The organism is Paenibacillus terricola (assembly GCF_014779765.1).
GTDB lineage: Bacteria > Bacillota > Bacilli > Paenibacillales > Paenibacillaceae > Paenibacillus_T > Paenibacillus_T terricola.
Map to the genome: position 1 here is coordinate 550,985 of NZ_JACXZA010000003.1, position 16,856 is coordinate 567,840.

General features: G+C 51.4%; 13 protein-coding genes. 1 reads left to right on the forward strand and 12 read right to left on the reverse strand.

What is annotated here, in order from left to right; translation table 11 throughout:
* Positions 1-214 precede the first annotated feature (214 nt).
* Positions 215-2,284: a CBM35 domain-containing protein gene (locus H8B09_RS14480; protein WP_191204222.1), complete on the forward strand. Its 2,070-nt coding sequence runs from the start codon at positions 215-217 to the stop codon at positions 2,282-2,284.
* A gap of 268 nt (positions 2,285-2,552) precedes the next feature.
* Here the strand turns inward: H8B09_RS14480 and H8B09_RS14485 are convergent, their stop codons facing one another.
* From H8B09_RS14485 to H8B09_RS14540, 12 genes are all read right to left on the reverse strand, one after another.
* Positions 2,553-3,293 carry a hypothetical protein gene (locus tag H8B09_RS14485; protein WP_191204223.1) on the reverse strand — a complete coding sequence of 247 codons (741 nt, stop codon included), beginning with the start codon at positions 3,291-3,293 and terminating at the stop codon, positions 2,553-2,555.
* A 29-nt stretch (positions 3,294-3,322) separates the two neighbouring features.
* On the reverse strand, positions 3,323-3,826 hold the full coding sequence (locus H8B09_RS14490; RefSeq protein WP_191204224.1) for a hypothetical protein: 504 nt from the start codon (positions 3,824-3,826) through the stop codon (positions 3,323-3,325).
* A 176-nt stretch (positions 3,827-4,002) separates the two neighbouring features.
* Positions 4,003-6,123, reverse strand: a complete 2,121-nt coding sequence (locus H8B09_RS14495; RefSeq protein WP_191204225.1) for a glycoside hydrolase family 36 protein — start codon at positions 6,121-6,123, stop codon at positions 4,003-4,005.
* Positions 6,124-6,129: 6 nt separating this feature from the next.
* Positions 6,130-6,975, reverse strand: a complete 846-nt coding sequence (locus tag H8B09_RS14500; RefSeq protein ID WP_191204226.1) for a carbohydrate ABC transporter permease — start codon at positions 6,973-6,975, stop codon at positions 6,130-6,132.
* 4 nt (positions 6,976-6,979) lie between these two features.
* Positions 6,980-7,918 carry a carbohydrate ABC transporter permease gene (locus H8B09_RS14505; protein ID WP_224753604.1) on the reverse strand — a complete coding sequence of 313 codons (939 nt, stop codon included), beginning with the start codon at positions 7,916-7,918 and terminating at the stop codon, positions 6,980-6,982.
* 135 nt (positions 7,919-8,053) lie between these two features.
* Positions 8,054-9,376 (reverse strand): ABC transporter substrate-binding protein, encoded by a 1,323-nt coding sequence (locus H8B09_RS14510; protein WP_191204227.1) that lies wholly within the window; start codon positions 9,374-9,376, stop codon positions 8,054-8,056.
* A 177-nt stretch (positions 9,377-9,553) separates the two neighbouring features.
* The gene (locus tag H8B09_RS14515) at positions 9,554-11,170 is read right to left on the reverse strand and encodes a response regulator transcription factor (protein WP_191204228.1); all 1,617 of its coding nucleotides are present in this window, start codon (positions 11,168-11,170) and stop codon (positions 9,554-9,556) included.
* A gap of 3 nt (positions 11,171-11,173) precedes the next feature.
* Positions 11,174-12,904 (reverse strand): sensor histidine kinase, encoded by a 1,731-nt coding sequence (locus tag H8B09_RS14520; protein ID WP_191204229.1) that lies wholly within the window; start codon positions 12,902-12,904, stop codon positions 11,174-11,176.
* 228 nt (positions 12,905-13,132) lie between these two features.
* Positions 13,133-13,675, reverse strand: a complete 543-nt coding sequence (locus H8B09_RS14525; RefSeq protein ID WP_191204230.1) for a VanZ family protein — start codon at positions 13,673-13,675, stop codon at positions 13,133-13,135.
* Between the two features lie 21 nt (positions 13,676-13,696).
* On the reverse strand, positions 13,697-14,803 hold the full coding sequence (locus tag H8B09_RS14530; RefSeq protein ID WP_191204231.1) for a DUF4179 domain-containing protein: 1,107 nt from the start codon (positions 14,801-14,803) through the stop codon (positions 13,697-13,699).
* Positions 14,790-15,323, reverse strand: coding sequence for an RNA polymerase sigma factor (locus H8B09_RS14535; protein WP_318152623.1), 534 nt, complete (start codon positions 15,321-15,323; stop codon positions 14,790-14,792). Before H8B09_RS14535 ends, H8B09_RS14530 begins: the two co-directional genes overlap by 14 nt.
* 163 nt (positions 15,324-15,486) lie before the next feature.
* A complete protein-coding gene (locus tag H8B09_RS14540) occupies positions 15,487-16,665 on the reverse strand; it encodes a serine hydrolase domain-containing protein (RefSeq protein WP_191204232.1) in 1,179 nt (392 codons plus the stop codon).
* Positions 16,666-16,856: the final 191 nt, after the last annotated feature.

Below are 16,856 nucleotides of genomic sequence, written 5' to 3' on the forward strand. Positions count from 1 at the left end.
GCCCCCACTCTACAAACGAATCATACTTTCATTTGCAATTGCGACCATGAACATGAACATTTTCCACTAATTATAAATCATTAGAATGGAAGCGCTATCCTTTTCGGATTAGGATAAGGGCTGAAGGGAGGAGATCGAACACGCTTTCAAGAGAGAGCAAATGACCAACGTGAAGATGCAATATAAAAAAAACAATCTACTAGGAGGGTAATTCATGCGTTCATTCAAGAGTAAAACGATGAAGAAAGCGATGCTGTTCGGGATGCTGACGGCGCTTGGCAGCAGTCTGATCGGCATTTCCCCCGCATACGCTGCAACTGCGCTGACAGTCGATTTATCGAGCGTCATTGGTCCGGTCACACACAGCGCGGGCGGTTCTCTCTATGGCGTTATCGAGAATCAGCCGGACAACAACTTGATTCTTCCGCTGCATGCCAAAGCATTCAACAACCCAGCGGTAAGCGGCTATCAGCAGCCGTGGGGCGCAGCAATTCCAGTCGCGCAGAAGCTTGCCGGTACAGGCAGCCAAGTATCGATTCGTCTTGCTGATTGGTTCCCAGGCTGGTACAGCTACTCGAATCTGACCGATTGGTTCAATAAGCTGACGACGACGGTCAATGCGGTGAAGTCGGCCGGACTTACGAATGTGTACGGCTATGAGCTGTGGAACGAGCCGGACGGCACGTGGAAAGGCAAATATGTCGGCGGCCTCGATTACAGCGACAGCTATGTGCAGTTCACAGTCAATGTACCTACGGCGAAGGCATACACGATGACGATTCGCTATGCGAATGGCACGGGTGCTAATTCCACTCACAACCTCAGCGTTAACGGCGGCAGCGCATCGACGGTGACGTATCCCAACTCGGGAGCCTGGACTGGAGCAGGGGGAGCGGCTTCTCTTAATGTAACGGTCAATCTGAATGCAGGCAGCAATACGATCCGATTGGCGAAGGGCTCTACCGGCTACGCCGAGATCGACTATATCGACATCGCCGGCGCGAGTCCTGTGCGTTACGAGGCGGAGAACGCGACGGTTACTCATGCAACCGTTTACAACTCAGGTTTCGCGTCCTCGGACGCGAGCGGCAATCTGACGTTCCGCGAGTTTTTCAGCCAGACCTACATGAAGCTGAAGCAGCTTGACCCTGCAGCGAAAGCGATCGGTCCTGAATTCGCAGGCTACAGACATTACGCGATGCTGGACTTTATGTCTTATCAGAAATCGCAGAACACCTTGCCGGATATTAGCGGCTGGCATCAGCTTGGCGGCGAGAATTTCACAGCCAACTTTAACGACTATCGCGCGATCGAGAGCTCATTAGGTATATCGGCAAGACCGATCTCCATCAATGAGTACAGCGGCGCTGCATGGATCAACGACGAGGGCAAACCAGGCGCAGTCGCACCGCTTATTGCGAAGTTCGAGCGGCTGAAGGTCGACACCGCGATGCAGAGCTATTGGGATGTGCCGAATCCAGGACGGCTCGGCAGCTTGCTCGCCAGTTCCACGCAGCGCAACGGCGGCTGGTGGTTCTATAAGTGGTACGGCGATATGACGGGGAACATGGTATCCGTTACGCCGCCAGACGTGAACAGCGTGACCAGTCTCGATGGCTTCGCCAATGTGGATTCGTCGAGGCAGTATGCGAGCGTGTTGTTCGGGGGCGTGACGGACGGTACGGTCAATGCCGTCATCAAGAACTTCCCATCGTTCTTCGGAACGAACGGCAGCAAGGTGCATGTACGCGTCGACTGGACGCCTTTCGTTAATCGCACAACTGCTGTGAACACAACAAATACGCTGCTTGAGGGCGATTATACGATCGCGAACAACCAGATCACGGTATCGATGAGCGGACTGTACAACAATGACGGCTATCGGATCTACATTACGCCATATGGGCAGGCGACCAATGTTTACGAGGCGGAGTATGCCGCAGTCAGCCATGCCAACATTGCAAGCGGCAGCGGCGCATCCGGCGGCAAATACGTTGCACAGATGGACTTCAGCGACAGCTATGTCGACTTCTACGTGAAGGTGCCAACGACGAAGACGTACACGATGACGATTCGCTACGCGAATGGCACCGGCGCCAACTCTACGCAAGGCATCGCATACAACAACGGCGCTTGGGGGACGGTCACCTACCCTGCTACTGCAGGATGGGGCCAATTCGGCACGGTAAATGTGAACGTAAACCTGACTGCGGGTGACAACATCATTCGTCTGGCGAAGGGTACTACGGGGTACGCGGAGTTGGATAGTATTACGTTGAACTAATAATTTGCTATAGGCAAAGCCCTCCCTGGGAGGGCTTTGTTCGTGTGTACACTTAACCTCCCTGCCCTGGAGGCGCGCTTAACGGATGCCACAGTGGCTATTTGACTGCAAATCGAGTATTTCAAACTCTAAACGGTTCCCACAGTCGCTAATTGGCCAAATCTACCGTATTACAGCGGACAATCGACCAAATAAGCTCATCTGCAACCGTTACACCTCGGAAACCCGTTTATTGAGTCAGATAAGCATTCTGGCATCCGTTAGCTTTCTAGCGAACATTCGAGTCAAGGGGTTTGAGTCTGAACGAGCTAACGATCTTCTTCATCGTCTCGGCTGATTCGTCCTCCGTGCTGAAATAAAATCCATACGAGACTCCAAGCGGCTTACTCGATATGTATACACGAGTCTCGTCATATTTCCAATTCGGATCAAGTGCCGCAGCCGGCTTTTCCCAACGCAGTTTGATTTGATAAATCTCGATATCTATGCCGGATATTGGTACGATAGAGCCAAGAGGTTCAAACCCAATTTGCTCGGCATGATTAGTCACAACGTTCTCCAGACCACTACGATTCAGATACGTTAAAACCTCCGTACTCCCAACGATCGTTCGATCATCTACAAACTCTAACTCGCCGCCCTTTAGTGAATAGCTCCACGACAGAGGAATGTAGATCGTATAGCACGGCATCTCCACCTTCTGATAGGAGTCATAGTATGCTTCCTGTAATGGTTCCTGTTCAAATGCCACAGAAGTACAAATCGGAGTTGTCTCTACCGCCGATTTCTGAGCCAATTCTCGCTCTAGCTCAGCAACTTTATCTTGTAAGGCATCTCGCTCCTTCTTAAGCTCGGTAATGGCTCGATCCTTCTTCATTATCTCATCGTCCTTCGCATGGCTCGGTTCCATGGTTGCAGCTGAACTTGGCTCCACTTCCTTATCTGCCGTACATCCCGTTGCTGATATTGCCCATATAACAAGTATGACAACAATTAACACTCGCTTCACTAGAAACACCTTCTCAAATAAATAGAAATTCATAGATGACTCAAAGGCAAGGTCGTATAAGCTGCACCTTTGTAGAATAATTTAACATCCACGTCTGATAGAGCTTCCTTGCTCTTGAGCTTATTAAGTTGCTCTTTCGTTGCCGTATCTCGCAATAGATCGAAACTCACCTGGATTCGGGTTCCCGTATCTGTTCGCTCAAGGAGCGAATAACCGGTTGAGTAACCCGATCCGCTCATGCCCCAGAACTGCTGCGTCTCGCCTTTGAATTGCAAGCCTACTCCAATGTCTCTCATCTGTCGCTCCGACATTTCTGTTGTCAAAATAACATCGTACCGTATCCCGTTCATTGTCGTGCGATCCTCATCTAACGCTATGTCTCTTGTCTGTACGCCTTCAACACGTATAGCATCCTCCGCAGGGATAGTAGGGACATCAACCACAACCTCTTCCACCTTACTACCGCAGCCACTACTAAGTATGGACACGACAACAACAAGCGGTAATAGCAGCCTTCTCCATCTCAAATGCAATCTCTCCACTTCCTATTCATATCTGAGTAACTTAACCCGTCCAAACGTAGGGCACATCATTTTCCACCAGTATTATACACTTTATAATATTTGGAAAAGGTTGAAAACCACTTTCACATCTATAGCCTTAAACACAAAAACGCCCCACAACATCTATGTGTTGTGGGGCGTTTCCCCTACTTCTTCCTTACCTCAAAAATCCGCGCCGTCTTGCGCTCATGAAGCTGGACGGACAGCGAACCGTCCTCGCGGTTCCATGCCCACTGGGCTGGCCCTTCGGATGGGTAAACCAGCTTCACCTCGGCGTCGACTCGCTTCCACTCCGCTGGCAGCGGAAGTACGCACGTAGGCGATTCGCCCTCGAGCCGCCATACCGCGAGCAGCAAGCCTTCGTCGTCGGCTAAGCCGAACGACATCCACCCATTGTTGAAGCGCGGCATGCCGAGCGGCCACACTGGGCGCGCGGATGGAATGCGTTCGCGATACGTCTTGTACGCCGCGATGCCTTCCGCTACGAGGTCGAAGCTGTCCTTCGCGATCTCTGCGAGATGCCCGCTCTGATGAATGCGCAGCAGCATGCTGTTGACCATGTTGAAGATAACCTCTTCCCGATCCCCGTTCTGCAGCGGGTACGACCAGACGGCGCATTGCTCCGGCGTAACGAGCGAAGAAGATGCCGCAGCAATCACTCCGTTCTTCACATAGTCCGTCTGATCGCTGCTAGATTGAATGCTATGACGACTGAGCAGCGCATAGTCTAGTCGCATGCCGCCGCTGCCGCAGTTCTCGATAATGAGTCCTTCATGTCGAGCGAATACGGCATCTAGCCAATCCAAGTAAGCGCGGTTATGCTCCAGCAGTCCGTCTCCGAAGCTGTCTGCGCCGACCTCCGTTCCGATGCCCGCATTGATGTTGTAATCCATCTTGATGTAGCCGGCGCCATATTCGCCAACGACACGATCCATAACGGAGTCCGCATAGGCGCGAACATCCGAATTGCGGAAGTCGAGCTGGTAGCGACCGTGGTCGATGACCCGCTTCCCATGGCGCATGAAGAACCAGTCGTCAGGAAGCTTGTCCGCGAGGCGGCAGTTGATGCCCATAACCTCGATTTCGAGCCATAACCCCGGCACCATCCCCTTAGAGCGAATATAGTCGAGCACTTCCTCAATGCCGCCAGGGAATCGGGCCGCAGACGGCAGCCACTCCCCGACGCCATCCCACCATTCGCCGTCCGAATACCAGCCGCAGTCGATGCAGTAGATTTCACAGCCCGCAGCAGCAGCGGCATCAATAAGCGGCAGCAGCTTCTCCGTCGTCGGATCGCCGAACAGGCAGTTCATATAGTCGTTGAAAATAACCGGCAGCTTCACGTTGTCCTCATGGAAGCTGCGAATACGGCGGCGATACTCATTCATCAGCACCGCTGCCGCATCAAGCTCTCCCACAATGACTCCAACGCAAGCTGTCACAGACGTGAATACCTCGCCCGGTTGAAGCTCCTTCCACCAGCCATGCTCCGCATCCGTCGGCCCGCTCAGCTGCACATACAGCTGTCCGGTCATATCGCTGATCTCCCAATGCCACGAGCCGTTATGCTCAATCTGCCATACGAGACCAACGCCCGTCTCCACATTCGCCGCATATCCCATTGGTGCATACTGCGATGTCGACCAAGTACCCGTCGATCCGTACGACAACCTCTTCATCGAGAATTCGTTCACCTCATGGAAGCCAAGCTCCGACAGCTTGTACGTATGCCATTGCGCTTCGCCATACCACGTATTATGCGGAATGCTGAGCCGAATCTTCTCTTCCCGCGTGCCAAGACCACCGCTGTCGATGCCCGTCAGCGCGAACGAAGATACATACTCAAGGCCGATCGGCTTCGAACCGCCATTCTCCAGCTCCGTCCAAGTCCGAACAACCTGCAGTCCGTTATAGAACTGCATCATACTGCGAACTTCAAGCCCCGTAACATCATCAATCAGATGCCACACGAGTCGCCGACCAACTTCCCCGGCCACGGAAGATGAAGCGAGGTCCTCCAGCTTCACCAATCGCAGCCGTTTTCCCGGCGTCGTTCCGGTATGCTTGGAGCCATGATGATCATTATGATTCTCGCCGCTCACGTGTACCTCGACTAGGCGGTACTTCGCCCGCTTCTTATCCGGCCACTGCCCATATTCGGCTCCAACCTCAGACAAGCCCATATATAAAAACCGGACGTCGCCAGTTTCCGTAATCTCGAATAACAGATGCAGGCCATTCTCTTCGATTCGAATCCATTCGCTCATTGCGCATTACCCCTTTACTGCACCGGCAGTCATGCCTTCTACCAGGAATTTTTGCAAGAATACAAACAAAATGACGATCGGCAGCACGCTCAGTACAGAGGACGCCATCAAGCTGCCCCAGTCTGTCTGATACAGCCCTTTGAACAAGCTGATGCCCGGCGTAAGCGTCCGATGCTCCTCATCGTTAATGAAGACGAAGCCGAACATAAATTCATTCCATGCGTTAAGAAAAGCGAACAGCGACGTCGCTACAAGGCTCGGCAGCGACACCGGAAGCAGAATGCGGAAGATGATGCCGACTCGCGTGCAGCCATCGATCTCAGCCGATTCCTCCATCTCCATTGGAATGGAATCGAAGAAGCTCTTCATCATGAACGTGCACAGCGGCACCGTGAATGTCGTGTATGCCAGAATCAAGGACGCATACGTATTGATAAGTCCGAGATTTTTCATAACCAGATACAGAGGAATAAGCAGCAATACACCAGGAATCATCTGCGACAGCAGCATTGCGACGCTGAACAGCTTAACCCCTTTGAAGCGGCCGTAACGGCTTAGCGCATAACCGGTAAAGATCGAGATAAGCAGCGATGCGACAGTTGTGATCGAAGCAATCATCAAGCTATTTTTGAAGAAAGTCAGGAATTTCGAGTTGTTGAGTACGTTGTCGAAGTGCTTAAACGTCGGCGACGAAATCCAGAAGGATGGATCGACCGTGCGGATCTCCGTGTCCGGTTTCAGCGATGTCACAACCATCCATAGGAACGGGAACAAACAGTAAACCGAGAATCCAAGCAGGACGACGTAGGTCAATACGGTAAGAAATCGTTGTTTGCCGCGGCTGATCAGCATGGGATCACCTCCTATTTTTCTTAACAGTCATCATGTAGTAAATAACGAAGCAGGCCATCATGAAGCCCAGCATCAACGATGCGAGTGCCGATGCATTGCCGAAGTTGTACTCCTGCATCGCGTAACGGTAAATCATAATCGGCAGCGTCTCCGACGAATACAGCGGACCGCCTTCTGTCATAACCCAGATGAAGTCGAAGTTAATGGCCGTCCAGATGACGTGGATAAAAATCATCGTGAGCGATACGGTCTTCAACTGCGGCAGTACGATGTGGAAGAACCTTTTGCGAACGCCTGCGCCGTCGATTGCCGCCGCCTCGATAATGTCGCGAGACACAGACTGCAGACCAGCGAGCAAGCTGATCGTGAAGAACGGGAAACTCCGCCAGATGTTGACGAACACGACCGTCAGCAGCGCTGTATTCAGCTCGCCGAGCCAGTAGATCGGTTCATCGATGATGCCCAGCTTCACGAGCCATAGATTGATAATGCCGTAGTCCGGCGTCAGCATCCATGTCCATGTCAGGCCCGCAACAACGATTGGAACGACCCAAGGAACGATAACGATGGCACGGAACACCGTTCTGCCTTTAATCTTCTGATTCAATGCAATCGCTGAGATCAGACCCAGCACGTACTCGCCTGCAACCGAGAGCACCGTCCATACGACCGTGTTCCAGAGCGCCTTCCGAAAATATTCATGGTGCAGCACTTCCGAATAGTTCGCAAGACCGGCCCAGCCGCTCAGAGCCTTATTCATCAGATTCTTGTATTGGAAGCTGTCCCACAACACCGTTACTAATGGATAAGCATTCATCGCAAGGAAGAACAGTACGGCAGGGAGCACGAATAGATAAGCGATTCTCTTGATCTTCTTCTCTCTAAGCGTCATGCCGAATTTGCGTCTGATCTTGGTTGGACGCTCCAGCTCTATAGGTCTCATCTATCATTCTCACTCCATTTCCTTAAAAGCGGACTTTGTGAACTACCTCTAATAGGTATAAAAAAACAAGCATGGGGCTGGATGCGCTTAGGCCTGCTGCCTCCCGCCCATGCTTGTTCATTCAACATTGTGAAGTTAGCTTGCGCTCAGCTCACCCGTTTTCCTCAAGCTGTCATTGATCGCGTTCGACAGCCATTTCGCCACATCCTCAGCCGAATCGTTCTTCAGCAGTGCGCGTGCGAGCGAGTCTTCCATCGCTTTCGTGATGCCGCCGAGCGACACGGCCGGGAATACAACGCCTTGCTCTGCGAGCGCCATGAAATCTTTGCCCCATCCGCCATCGACTTGCTGATCGCTGCGTGCGCTCTTGCCTGGGTTAACAGCCAGCTGATAATCAGCGCCCAGCAGGAACGATGCGAGCTCCCAAGCTTGGTCTGGATGCTCCGATTTATAGACATACAATGGTGCGATTTCCATGAACGTTGCTGGCGTTGCCTTGGAAGGCGGCGCTGCAACTTTAACGTCCTTCATGCCTTCCGGATTCTCGGAGCTGCGGCTCTCGATCCATGGACCGTCGACAACCATCGCATATTGCGCCAATACGAAGTTCTGGTCTTCTTCTTCCCAACCCCAGGTCTTCGAATCCGACTTGATTGTCTTAGTTGCTAGCAGATCTTGATAGAACTTGAATACTTCTGCTGCTTTAGCCAGCTGATCTGCGTTGTCCTGCCACGTATTTTTATATTTGCCGTCTGCTTGTTTGTCCGCAAGGGTAACGCCGTTTTGAGCCAGATACATGATCAATTCTTGCGGCGAACGCACTCCTGCCCCTGCGATGCCGAACGCTTCTTTGCCCGTCTTCTCCTTGATCGTTGGTCCAGCTGCGAGGAGCTCATCCCATGTCTTCGGAGGCGCTGTCAGGCCTGCAGCTTTCAGAATGTCCTCATGATAGAGCAGCGCGCGAATGCCCAAGTAGTTCGGCAGTGCTTTTACTTTGCCGTCGATCGTGAGTGCTTCCATAACGTTCGGATAGATGTTGCCTTTGTCCGCCCATTTGTCTACGTAAGGCGTCAGGTCAGCGAGTGCGTCCATATTGTTCAATTCGCCGAACCATTCGGAGAGGCCCCAGCTTAAGTCTGGCGTGTCGCCTGCATTGATTGCAGCTACCAGCTTGTCGTGCATTACATCGTATGAAATGACTTGCAGATTCACGTCGATATCCGCGTGAGCGTCGTCGAATTCCTTGACCTTCGCTTGAATCGCTTTGCCTTCGTCCGTGCTTGGATCAAGCGCTGCCCAGAAGTTGAGCTTAACCGTTTCTTGCTTGGACGGCGTCGATGAACCCGTAGTCGAATTGCTGTCTTTGTTCGTGCTGTCATCGCTGCTGCCGCATGCTGAAAGCGCGGTGGTTAGCAGTACAGCAGCAGTTAATGCACTAATTCTCTTTGTAGCTTTCAAATGAACCCCTCCGTGTAACGTATTGTGTTTACATGTCTCATTATAAGAACTCGCTGCGAACGTCGGTATGCTGCCAATTTCACGTTCATGTCGAAAATATTCAGGTTACCCTTCCAGCAGCTGCATAGATAAGGTGGAGCCGATTCCGATCTCAGGCTCCACCTTTTGTTAGACAGACTATTCGGCTTGTTGCCTTGCAAACTGCCGATACTCGGTCGGCTTCATTCCGGTATGTTTGCGGAACACTTGGCTGAAATAACGTTGATCCGAATAGCCGACATAATCGGCAATCTCGTATGTTTTCAGTTCACTCTGTTCAAGAAGTTGCTTCGAATGCTCCATTCGCAGCGCGGTGAGGTACTCGACGAAGCTCTCTCCGATCGTGTTCTTGAACAAGGAACAGAAGTAGTTTTTGTTCATATAGAATTTCTGGGCGACGTCATCCAGCGTGACGTCCCGGTAGTTCAAGTCGATATACTGCTTCACGACCTCCATCAGCTGTCGGCCGTTCTTCAGCCTTGTCGTCGATGACGCTTTGGTCAGACGATCTTGAAGGAGTGTACTGATCGCCTGCCGTGCCTGCTCCGTCCGCACCTCTTGGATGCCGCTTCTCGCCTCATTCAGTTGCTGCAGCGCTGTCTCGTCATGCCCGCCGGCAAACTCCAGCTTCGCCAGCAGCTCCGTTGCAGCCTTCTTCCATTCTGTTGCGCTCATCTTCGACAACATCGCTGCACTGAACGCTTCATTGAGCTTATCAAGCAGAAGCGCCTCTTCGCGAAGCGCTCCCGTCCCAAGAAACATGTCCAACAGCATGTTTACTTCTTGCCAGCTTTCAATCGGTTTTATCTGGTTAGTCGCTGTCGACGTGGCGTGGCCGTAAATCGCAACAGCCTCGTCACCGCCGATCCGCATCGACTCCAATGCACTGACAGCCTCGGCGTAAGCTGCCGCCAGCTTGCTGATGCGCTGCTTCGGCGCGCTCGCCCCAATTCGCAGCCGGACGCGCAAATAACGCTCCGCCGCACTTCGCAGCTTATCCAGATCCGACGTCAGCCAGTCGATCGGCCGCTCTTGATGGGAGAGCAGCACGACGAACTCTGCCGCCTTCTGGAGGTTGCGGAAGACAAGCGTCTGCTTGCCTACCGTCTCCTGAATAATGTTCCGCGCAGCGAATAAGAACGTATGGCGATCTCCGCCATATCGCTGCTGGATATGCTCGTCTGCCTCTAATATTTTGACGACAATCGTTGTGTAACGTCCCTCCGGCAGTGCAATCATAAGCTGCTCGGCGCGTACATGCAGCTCATTCTCATCAAGTTGGCCGGCAACGGCAGCCTGCATGAACAGCTCGTCGTGCATGAGCACGAGCCCTTGGTTCAACACCGCCTTCTCATTAATGCGGTCCGATTGAGACTGATGCTCTTGGCGAAGCTCATCGACTGCGCGGCCTAAGACCGACAGCAGCTCGGCTTCTTTTATCGGTTTGAGCAAATAATCATAAGCGTCACGCTTGAATGCTGTCCGTGTATAGTCAAAATCACCATAGCCGCTCAGCACAATGACTTTGGCGGGATGGTTCGTTTGTTGGAGCCACTCGAGCAGCCCGAGTCCATCCAACATCGGCATTCGGATATCGGTCACGATAATGTTCGGCATGAGCTGCTCCGCCAGTCTTCTCGCTTCTTCTCCATCATATGCATGGCCAACGATTTGCCAGCCAAGCTGCTCCCATGGGATCAGGGATGTCAGCTGCTCATGTACGGTCCGTTCATCGTCTACGATTAGAAAACGCATCGGTTAGCCCTCCTTCCACGGCAAACGGAATATGACGCATGTTCCCGTGCCTTTCTTGCTGCGAATGCTGATGCCATAATCGTCACCGCATATGAGTCGGATACGCGAATGCACATTGACGAGGCCGATCGAGCTTTCTCGATCTTTGCGGTCGGTTTGCGCTGGCTGCTGCAGGTGCAGCTGGGGTCCGAGCAGGTCGGACAACCCTCTTTTCTCCAGCTCCCCCATTCCGACGCCATTGTCCAGCACATCGATATAGAGCGCGCCTTCCTCTTGGTCGATCCGTGCGGACAGCTTCAGCAATTGACGCTCGTTATGGCTTGGAATAAGACCATGCTCCACCGCATTCTCGACAATCGGCTGGAGAATGAGCTTCGGAATCTGAATGTTCGCAATTTCCGGCGGGACTACAATTCGCGTATGGATATTGCCTTGGAATCGCTTATTGATGATGACGAGGTAGTTGCGAATATGCATAATTTCGTCGCGTACCGACACCCACTCGTTCTGGATGTTCATGTTGTAACGGTACATATTGCTGAGCGATCGACAGATCAACTTCAGGTCAGGGACGTTCTTCACTTCGGCAATGCCCGCCATCATCTGCAGCGTATTGAATAGAAAATGAGGCGAGATTTGCGCCTGCAGCGCCTTGATCTGCGTCTCTTGATTCGTTAGCTGCAGCTTGAGATCATGCTCGATGAGCTGCTGGATCTGCTCGGCCATTCGATTGAATTGGTGGCCGAGGTAGCCGATCTCGTCACCCGTCATCACGTCCACCCGAGCGTCGTAATCGCCGATTTGGATCCGGACCATTTTGCGATGCATATGAATGATTGGTTTCGTCATGCTGTAGCTGAGCCACAGCGAGATTGCGATCGCTAGAAACGCGGTTCCAATGAGAGTCAGAATGGCAACATTCCGATACAGCATCTGCTGCGGATCGCGTTCGAACGTGTAGGACAGCTTCCAGTCGGAATCGCCGAGTTCGGTCGTAACCTGTTTATGACTGCGCGTACCGATTGGAATGTCGTATTTGAGCCCGGCCTTCTCATGATCGGTATGATAGACGGCATAACCGGAAGCGTCAGCGACGATAAACTCACCTTTGTACAGGAAGTTATACGTCTCAATGAGATTGCGGAAGCTCTGCTCCTTCATATCAATGACGAGCAGACCGGACGGTTTGCCCCGATAGCGGACAGGGTACAGGTACTGGATGATCGGCTCGTTGTACAAGCTCGTGTAACGGATGAGCGTCTTCGGCTTATCCCCGGCTTGCTTGGAGATGAGCAGGAGCGAACGATAGTAGGCGGCGTCCATGTCCGGATACAGCTTCGGGAAGAAGTTGCCGAGCACTTCTTCGTCATTGCGGATGAGGTACATCCCAAGAATGTCCTTGACCCGCGATTGGTTGTAAACGGATAAGAAATATTCATGGATATCGCGGACGGTATCGTACGTCCGGCTGTCGCTCAGAAATTCCTTCTTTAGTGCGATGCTTTCAATAAGATCCGAATTCGAGTAAATTTGGTAAGCGGTTTCATTTAATGCCAGCGAATATTCATTGATGCGCTGCTTGAGATCGAGCTCGATGCGGCTTCTTGCGAAATCGCTGTCCTTCTTCATATCTTGCGAGACTTGGTACAAAATAATGCCCGACGTAATCGCCAGCGGCAGCGCGGTCGTCAGAATTAGCGCAAGGAAGATCTTCATCCTGATCCGGTTGAACATGCGGGGATCGTTCTCCTTTGGTCTTGCTTCGATTATCGTGCATCTATTGTGAAGGATTACGCCGCACATAACAATCGAAATATTTAACTGGAATGTTTAAAATATTCAGGTAAGAGACTGTCAAGTCGACTACCTGAAGGAGAATCTTTTTAGCTACTATTGCACTGAGTCGCTGCATTCGTTCGTGTTTAAGTAAAAACCCCGACCGCAAGAGGTCGGGGTTCTGCTTCATTTACATAAAGATAACCGACGGATGGGTTTCGCCTTGATGAGTATCTTGTAGGCAAGAAAACCAACCGCTCCACCGATCGTATTGGCAATAAGATCGTTGATATCGGTGCTTCTGCCGCTGCCCAGCGCAATTCGCACGATCATCTGCAGAACTTCGAACGAAAGACTTATCCAAAGGGCAAACCATGCGACAGATGCGGCTCTGTTGAATTTGGACTTCAGTAACGGGAGGTAAATGCCCAGCGGGATCATCATCACAATGTTGAGGACAAAAGTCTTGATGTCGATCGTCAAGATTGGAATGAAGTTGATGGTCTTATACCATGGCGTCTGATTGGCGTATTGCCCGATATTCACGTCAATCGGGAAGAATACGAGATCAATTACCGCAAGACTGTACACGATAAACGAGAATATCAATATAAATTGTGGGACGGCGTATATACGCCTAGATAAAGTCTTGATTCCATAGTGCATGAATAGGACAAGGAACAGCGGAATCAACACGTACCAGGAAGGAATCGTAAATTGAATATTCACAACGAGACCTCTCTTTGCAAGTTAGTTGGCAGCAGGAAGCTCGATTCGCGTTTCTAGTTGTTGGATGAATTGATCCTCCTGAACATCCTCATTGAAGCTGTCTCGGATAACAAAAGGTTTCACAGTGATATACTTGCTCGCTCCTGGCTGCGAAGCAAAGCGGCGATCGAAAAGAAGGCGGTTGCCTTCAATAATGCCTTCTCCATTCAGAGCGGGCAGGCGGCGGCCTTGATCGTCAAACACAGCTACTCCAATTGCAATGAGGCGGCGCTCTTCCTTGTTTGTTAACGTGACCGCATCCGCGAGGGCGATGGAAGTCGTCAGTCGTGTCGTAATAGGCGTTACGGACACCTTGGAGACAGAGAAGCTAAGGTCTTTGCTAGCTGTAATGGTATTGGGACTAAATTCGATTGTCTTATCGGTTGTTTTCTTGAATGGGATATCGACCGTAAATTCATGGTCAACCCCGTCAAGCGTGATCGCAGCTGTAGCATTGAAGGAATCAGGTGCAGTTGTTGGATCTGCAACTAATTCAAAGACAAGCGTATTCGGATAGCCCTCACCCGCACTACCGTAGTAAATATTCCCGTTCTGCTGTTTGCCGTCTATCGCAATAAAAATATTGTTAATCGCCTGATCCAGTCTCATCTTCTTATTCCCGTTGCTGTACGTTCCATTGTCCAAGTTCGGTGCCGCCACGTTCAATACAAAGGCGGCCCTGTTGCCGTCATACAGCGTTTCAGTTACTTGAAGGCTCACATCTTCGTAAGAAACGGTACGGTTCACGTTTGAAGTAAGACCAAGATCGCCAGCTATGCGAAGTCCGATGTCGCCTTGTATCTTGCTGAAGATGCTGCCGATAACCGGGATGTTCTTCAGCGAACTCGCCATTGCTGGTGAAACAGCGGCAGTGGCGAACAAGCCTGCTGCGAGTATACCCGCCGCTGCCGTTGTGAGTGCAAGGCGGCGAAGCTTCGAAGTCTTCCTTCTGTTGATGCGCGGTGCTTGTTGTGCCTGTCGGGACAGGAGTGCATAGGTTTCATCGAGACGCGACCGGACGAGGGGGGACATCTCCATATTGCTCGTATCCAGCTTGTCGAATTCCTTCTCAAGTTCAAATGCTGACATAGTTCATCTTCCTTTCCTGTCTGCTGGTCAATGCTTGGTACAGCGTATCGCGTGCTCGAGAGAGACGCATCTTTACAGCACTTTCCGAAATATCAAGCACCTTAGCTACCTGGCGAAGCGGAAGGTCTTCAAGGTAATGCAGAATAACGACGATGCGCTGCGGTTCATCCAATCGATCCACAGCTTCTCTCAGATCCACCTTCTCATAGTCATCAGAGGTTGAGGGAATGGTTGGGACATTCGCATAGGCAACGGAACCGGCGCGTTTGGCAATCAGGTTATGACATTCATTGATCAGAATGCGAAATATCCAGGTTTTGAAATACTTAGGCTCCCGCAAAGAAGGGATAGCCTTAAAAGCTTTGAGAATGGTTTCTTGCAGTGCATCTGCGACATCCTCGTCTTTGGATAAGATGGACTTAGCCATGAAATGCAGAGAGCTCTCTAACTGCCGGATCAGCTCGATAAATGCATCAGCGTCACCAGCAGCGGCTTTCGCCATAAGTTTGGTCGTTTCCACTCAGCGTTCTCCTTCCCGTGTTAATTGTCTGTATAGTAGTTAGACCGCGTAGGCTAACGAATGGTCACTTTTATTTTTGTTATACTTATTGAACTACAAAAAGACAACCTAAACATAAAAAACCGATCCCTACCATTACGGTAGAGATCGGTCAGATACACTATTAGTACGAGCTAACGACGATGTTACGCAGTTTGCGAGTCAGCGGCATGGTGCCGGCGTCTTTCTTTTGGATCATGTAGAGGAACGTGAGATCGTCCGCTGGCAAATTGGTGAAGAACGCACCGAGCCAGCCGTCCCAGCCGTATTCGCCTAGGCTACCGATAACTCCAGCCTTGCCGAAGTCCGTGATAACGCGCATCATGTTGCCGTAGCTGTGGCCGCGCAGCGTCTGCCAGCCATTGAAGTGCTGCTGCTGCTCGTCCGTCAGTGTTGAGGAACGCAAGTAGCGCACCGTTCTAGGACGCAGAATTTGCACGCCATTCAAGCTGCCTTCGTTCATGAGCATCGTCGTGAACTTCACGCTGTCATCGATCGTGGAAGCCAGTCCAGCGCCACCCGATTCGAATCCAGGCGCTCGGTCAAGCTGATGGTTAATGCCCAGATTGTTACCCAGATACAGTTCCAATCCGCCTTGGCCGTCATCGCCATAAGTCTTCGCAAGGCGCGGGCGTTTCTCTTCCGGCACCCAGAAGCCTGTATCGTTCATACCGAGCGGCTCGAAGATTTGCTGCTTCAGGAATTGTCCGAAGCTCATCCCGCTTACAACCTCTACGACGGCACCGAGCACATCGGTATTCGTGCCATACTGCCAAGCGGAGCCAGGTTGGAACGCAAGCGGCGCTTGTCCAAGTCGGTTCGCCAGCTCAACGGTCGTCATTGGCGAGTCGCTGAACAGGCGGCGGTCGAGCTCTTTGAACAACTCATCCGTCTCCCGCTCGGCTTGATTTCCAAGACCTGGATATACCAAGCCAGACGTCATGTTAAGCAAATCTTGCAGGTTAACTTCGCGTTTCGCCGGTACCAACTTATCCCCTTCAACAACCTTCTGACCCTTAAAGCCCGGGAGGAATTTGCTCACTGGATCGAACAAGTCGATTTCCCCGCGCTCGAGCAGCATCATGACAGCCGTTGCCGTCACTGGTTTCGTCATCGAATACAAGCGGAAGATCGAATCCCGCTTAATCGGAGATCCCGCTGCAATATCCGCCAGACCATCCTCGTGATAGAAAACCTCTTCGCCCTTATGAATTACCATCATATTCGCGCCTGCAACTTCGTTGTTCTCAATGCCTGCGCGAAGAACTGCTTTCAATTGATTCATCGCTAATTGGTCCAACATATGCGTATAGCTCCTTATCTTGAAACTTTCATTTTTGCATCATCCTAATTGTACAGAAGTTGAGCCAAGTCAGCTATACGGTTCAACTGATTTTTACTCCGAAAGATAAAGATTGCTTCCATGCATGCAGCTTGTGCAGGAATATCGATAATCGGAAGCGAATGATATTCGCAAGAAATATTCCATATTAT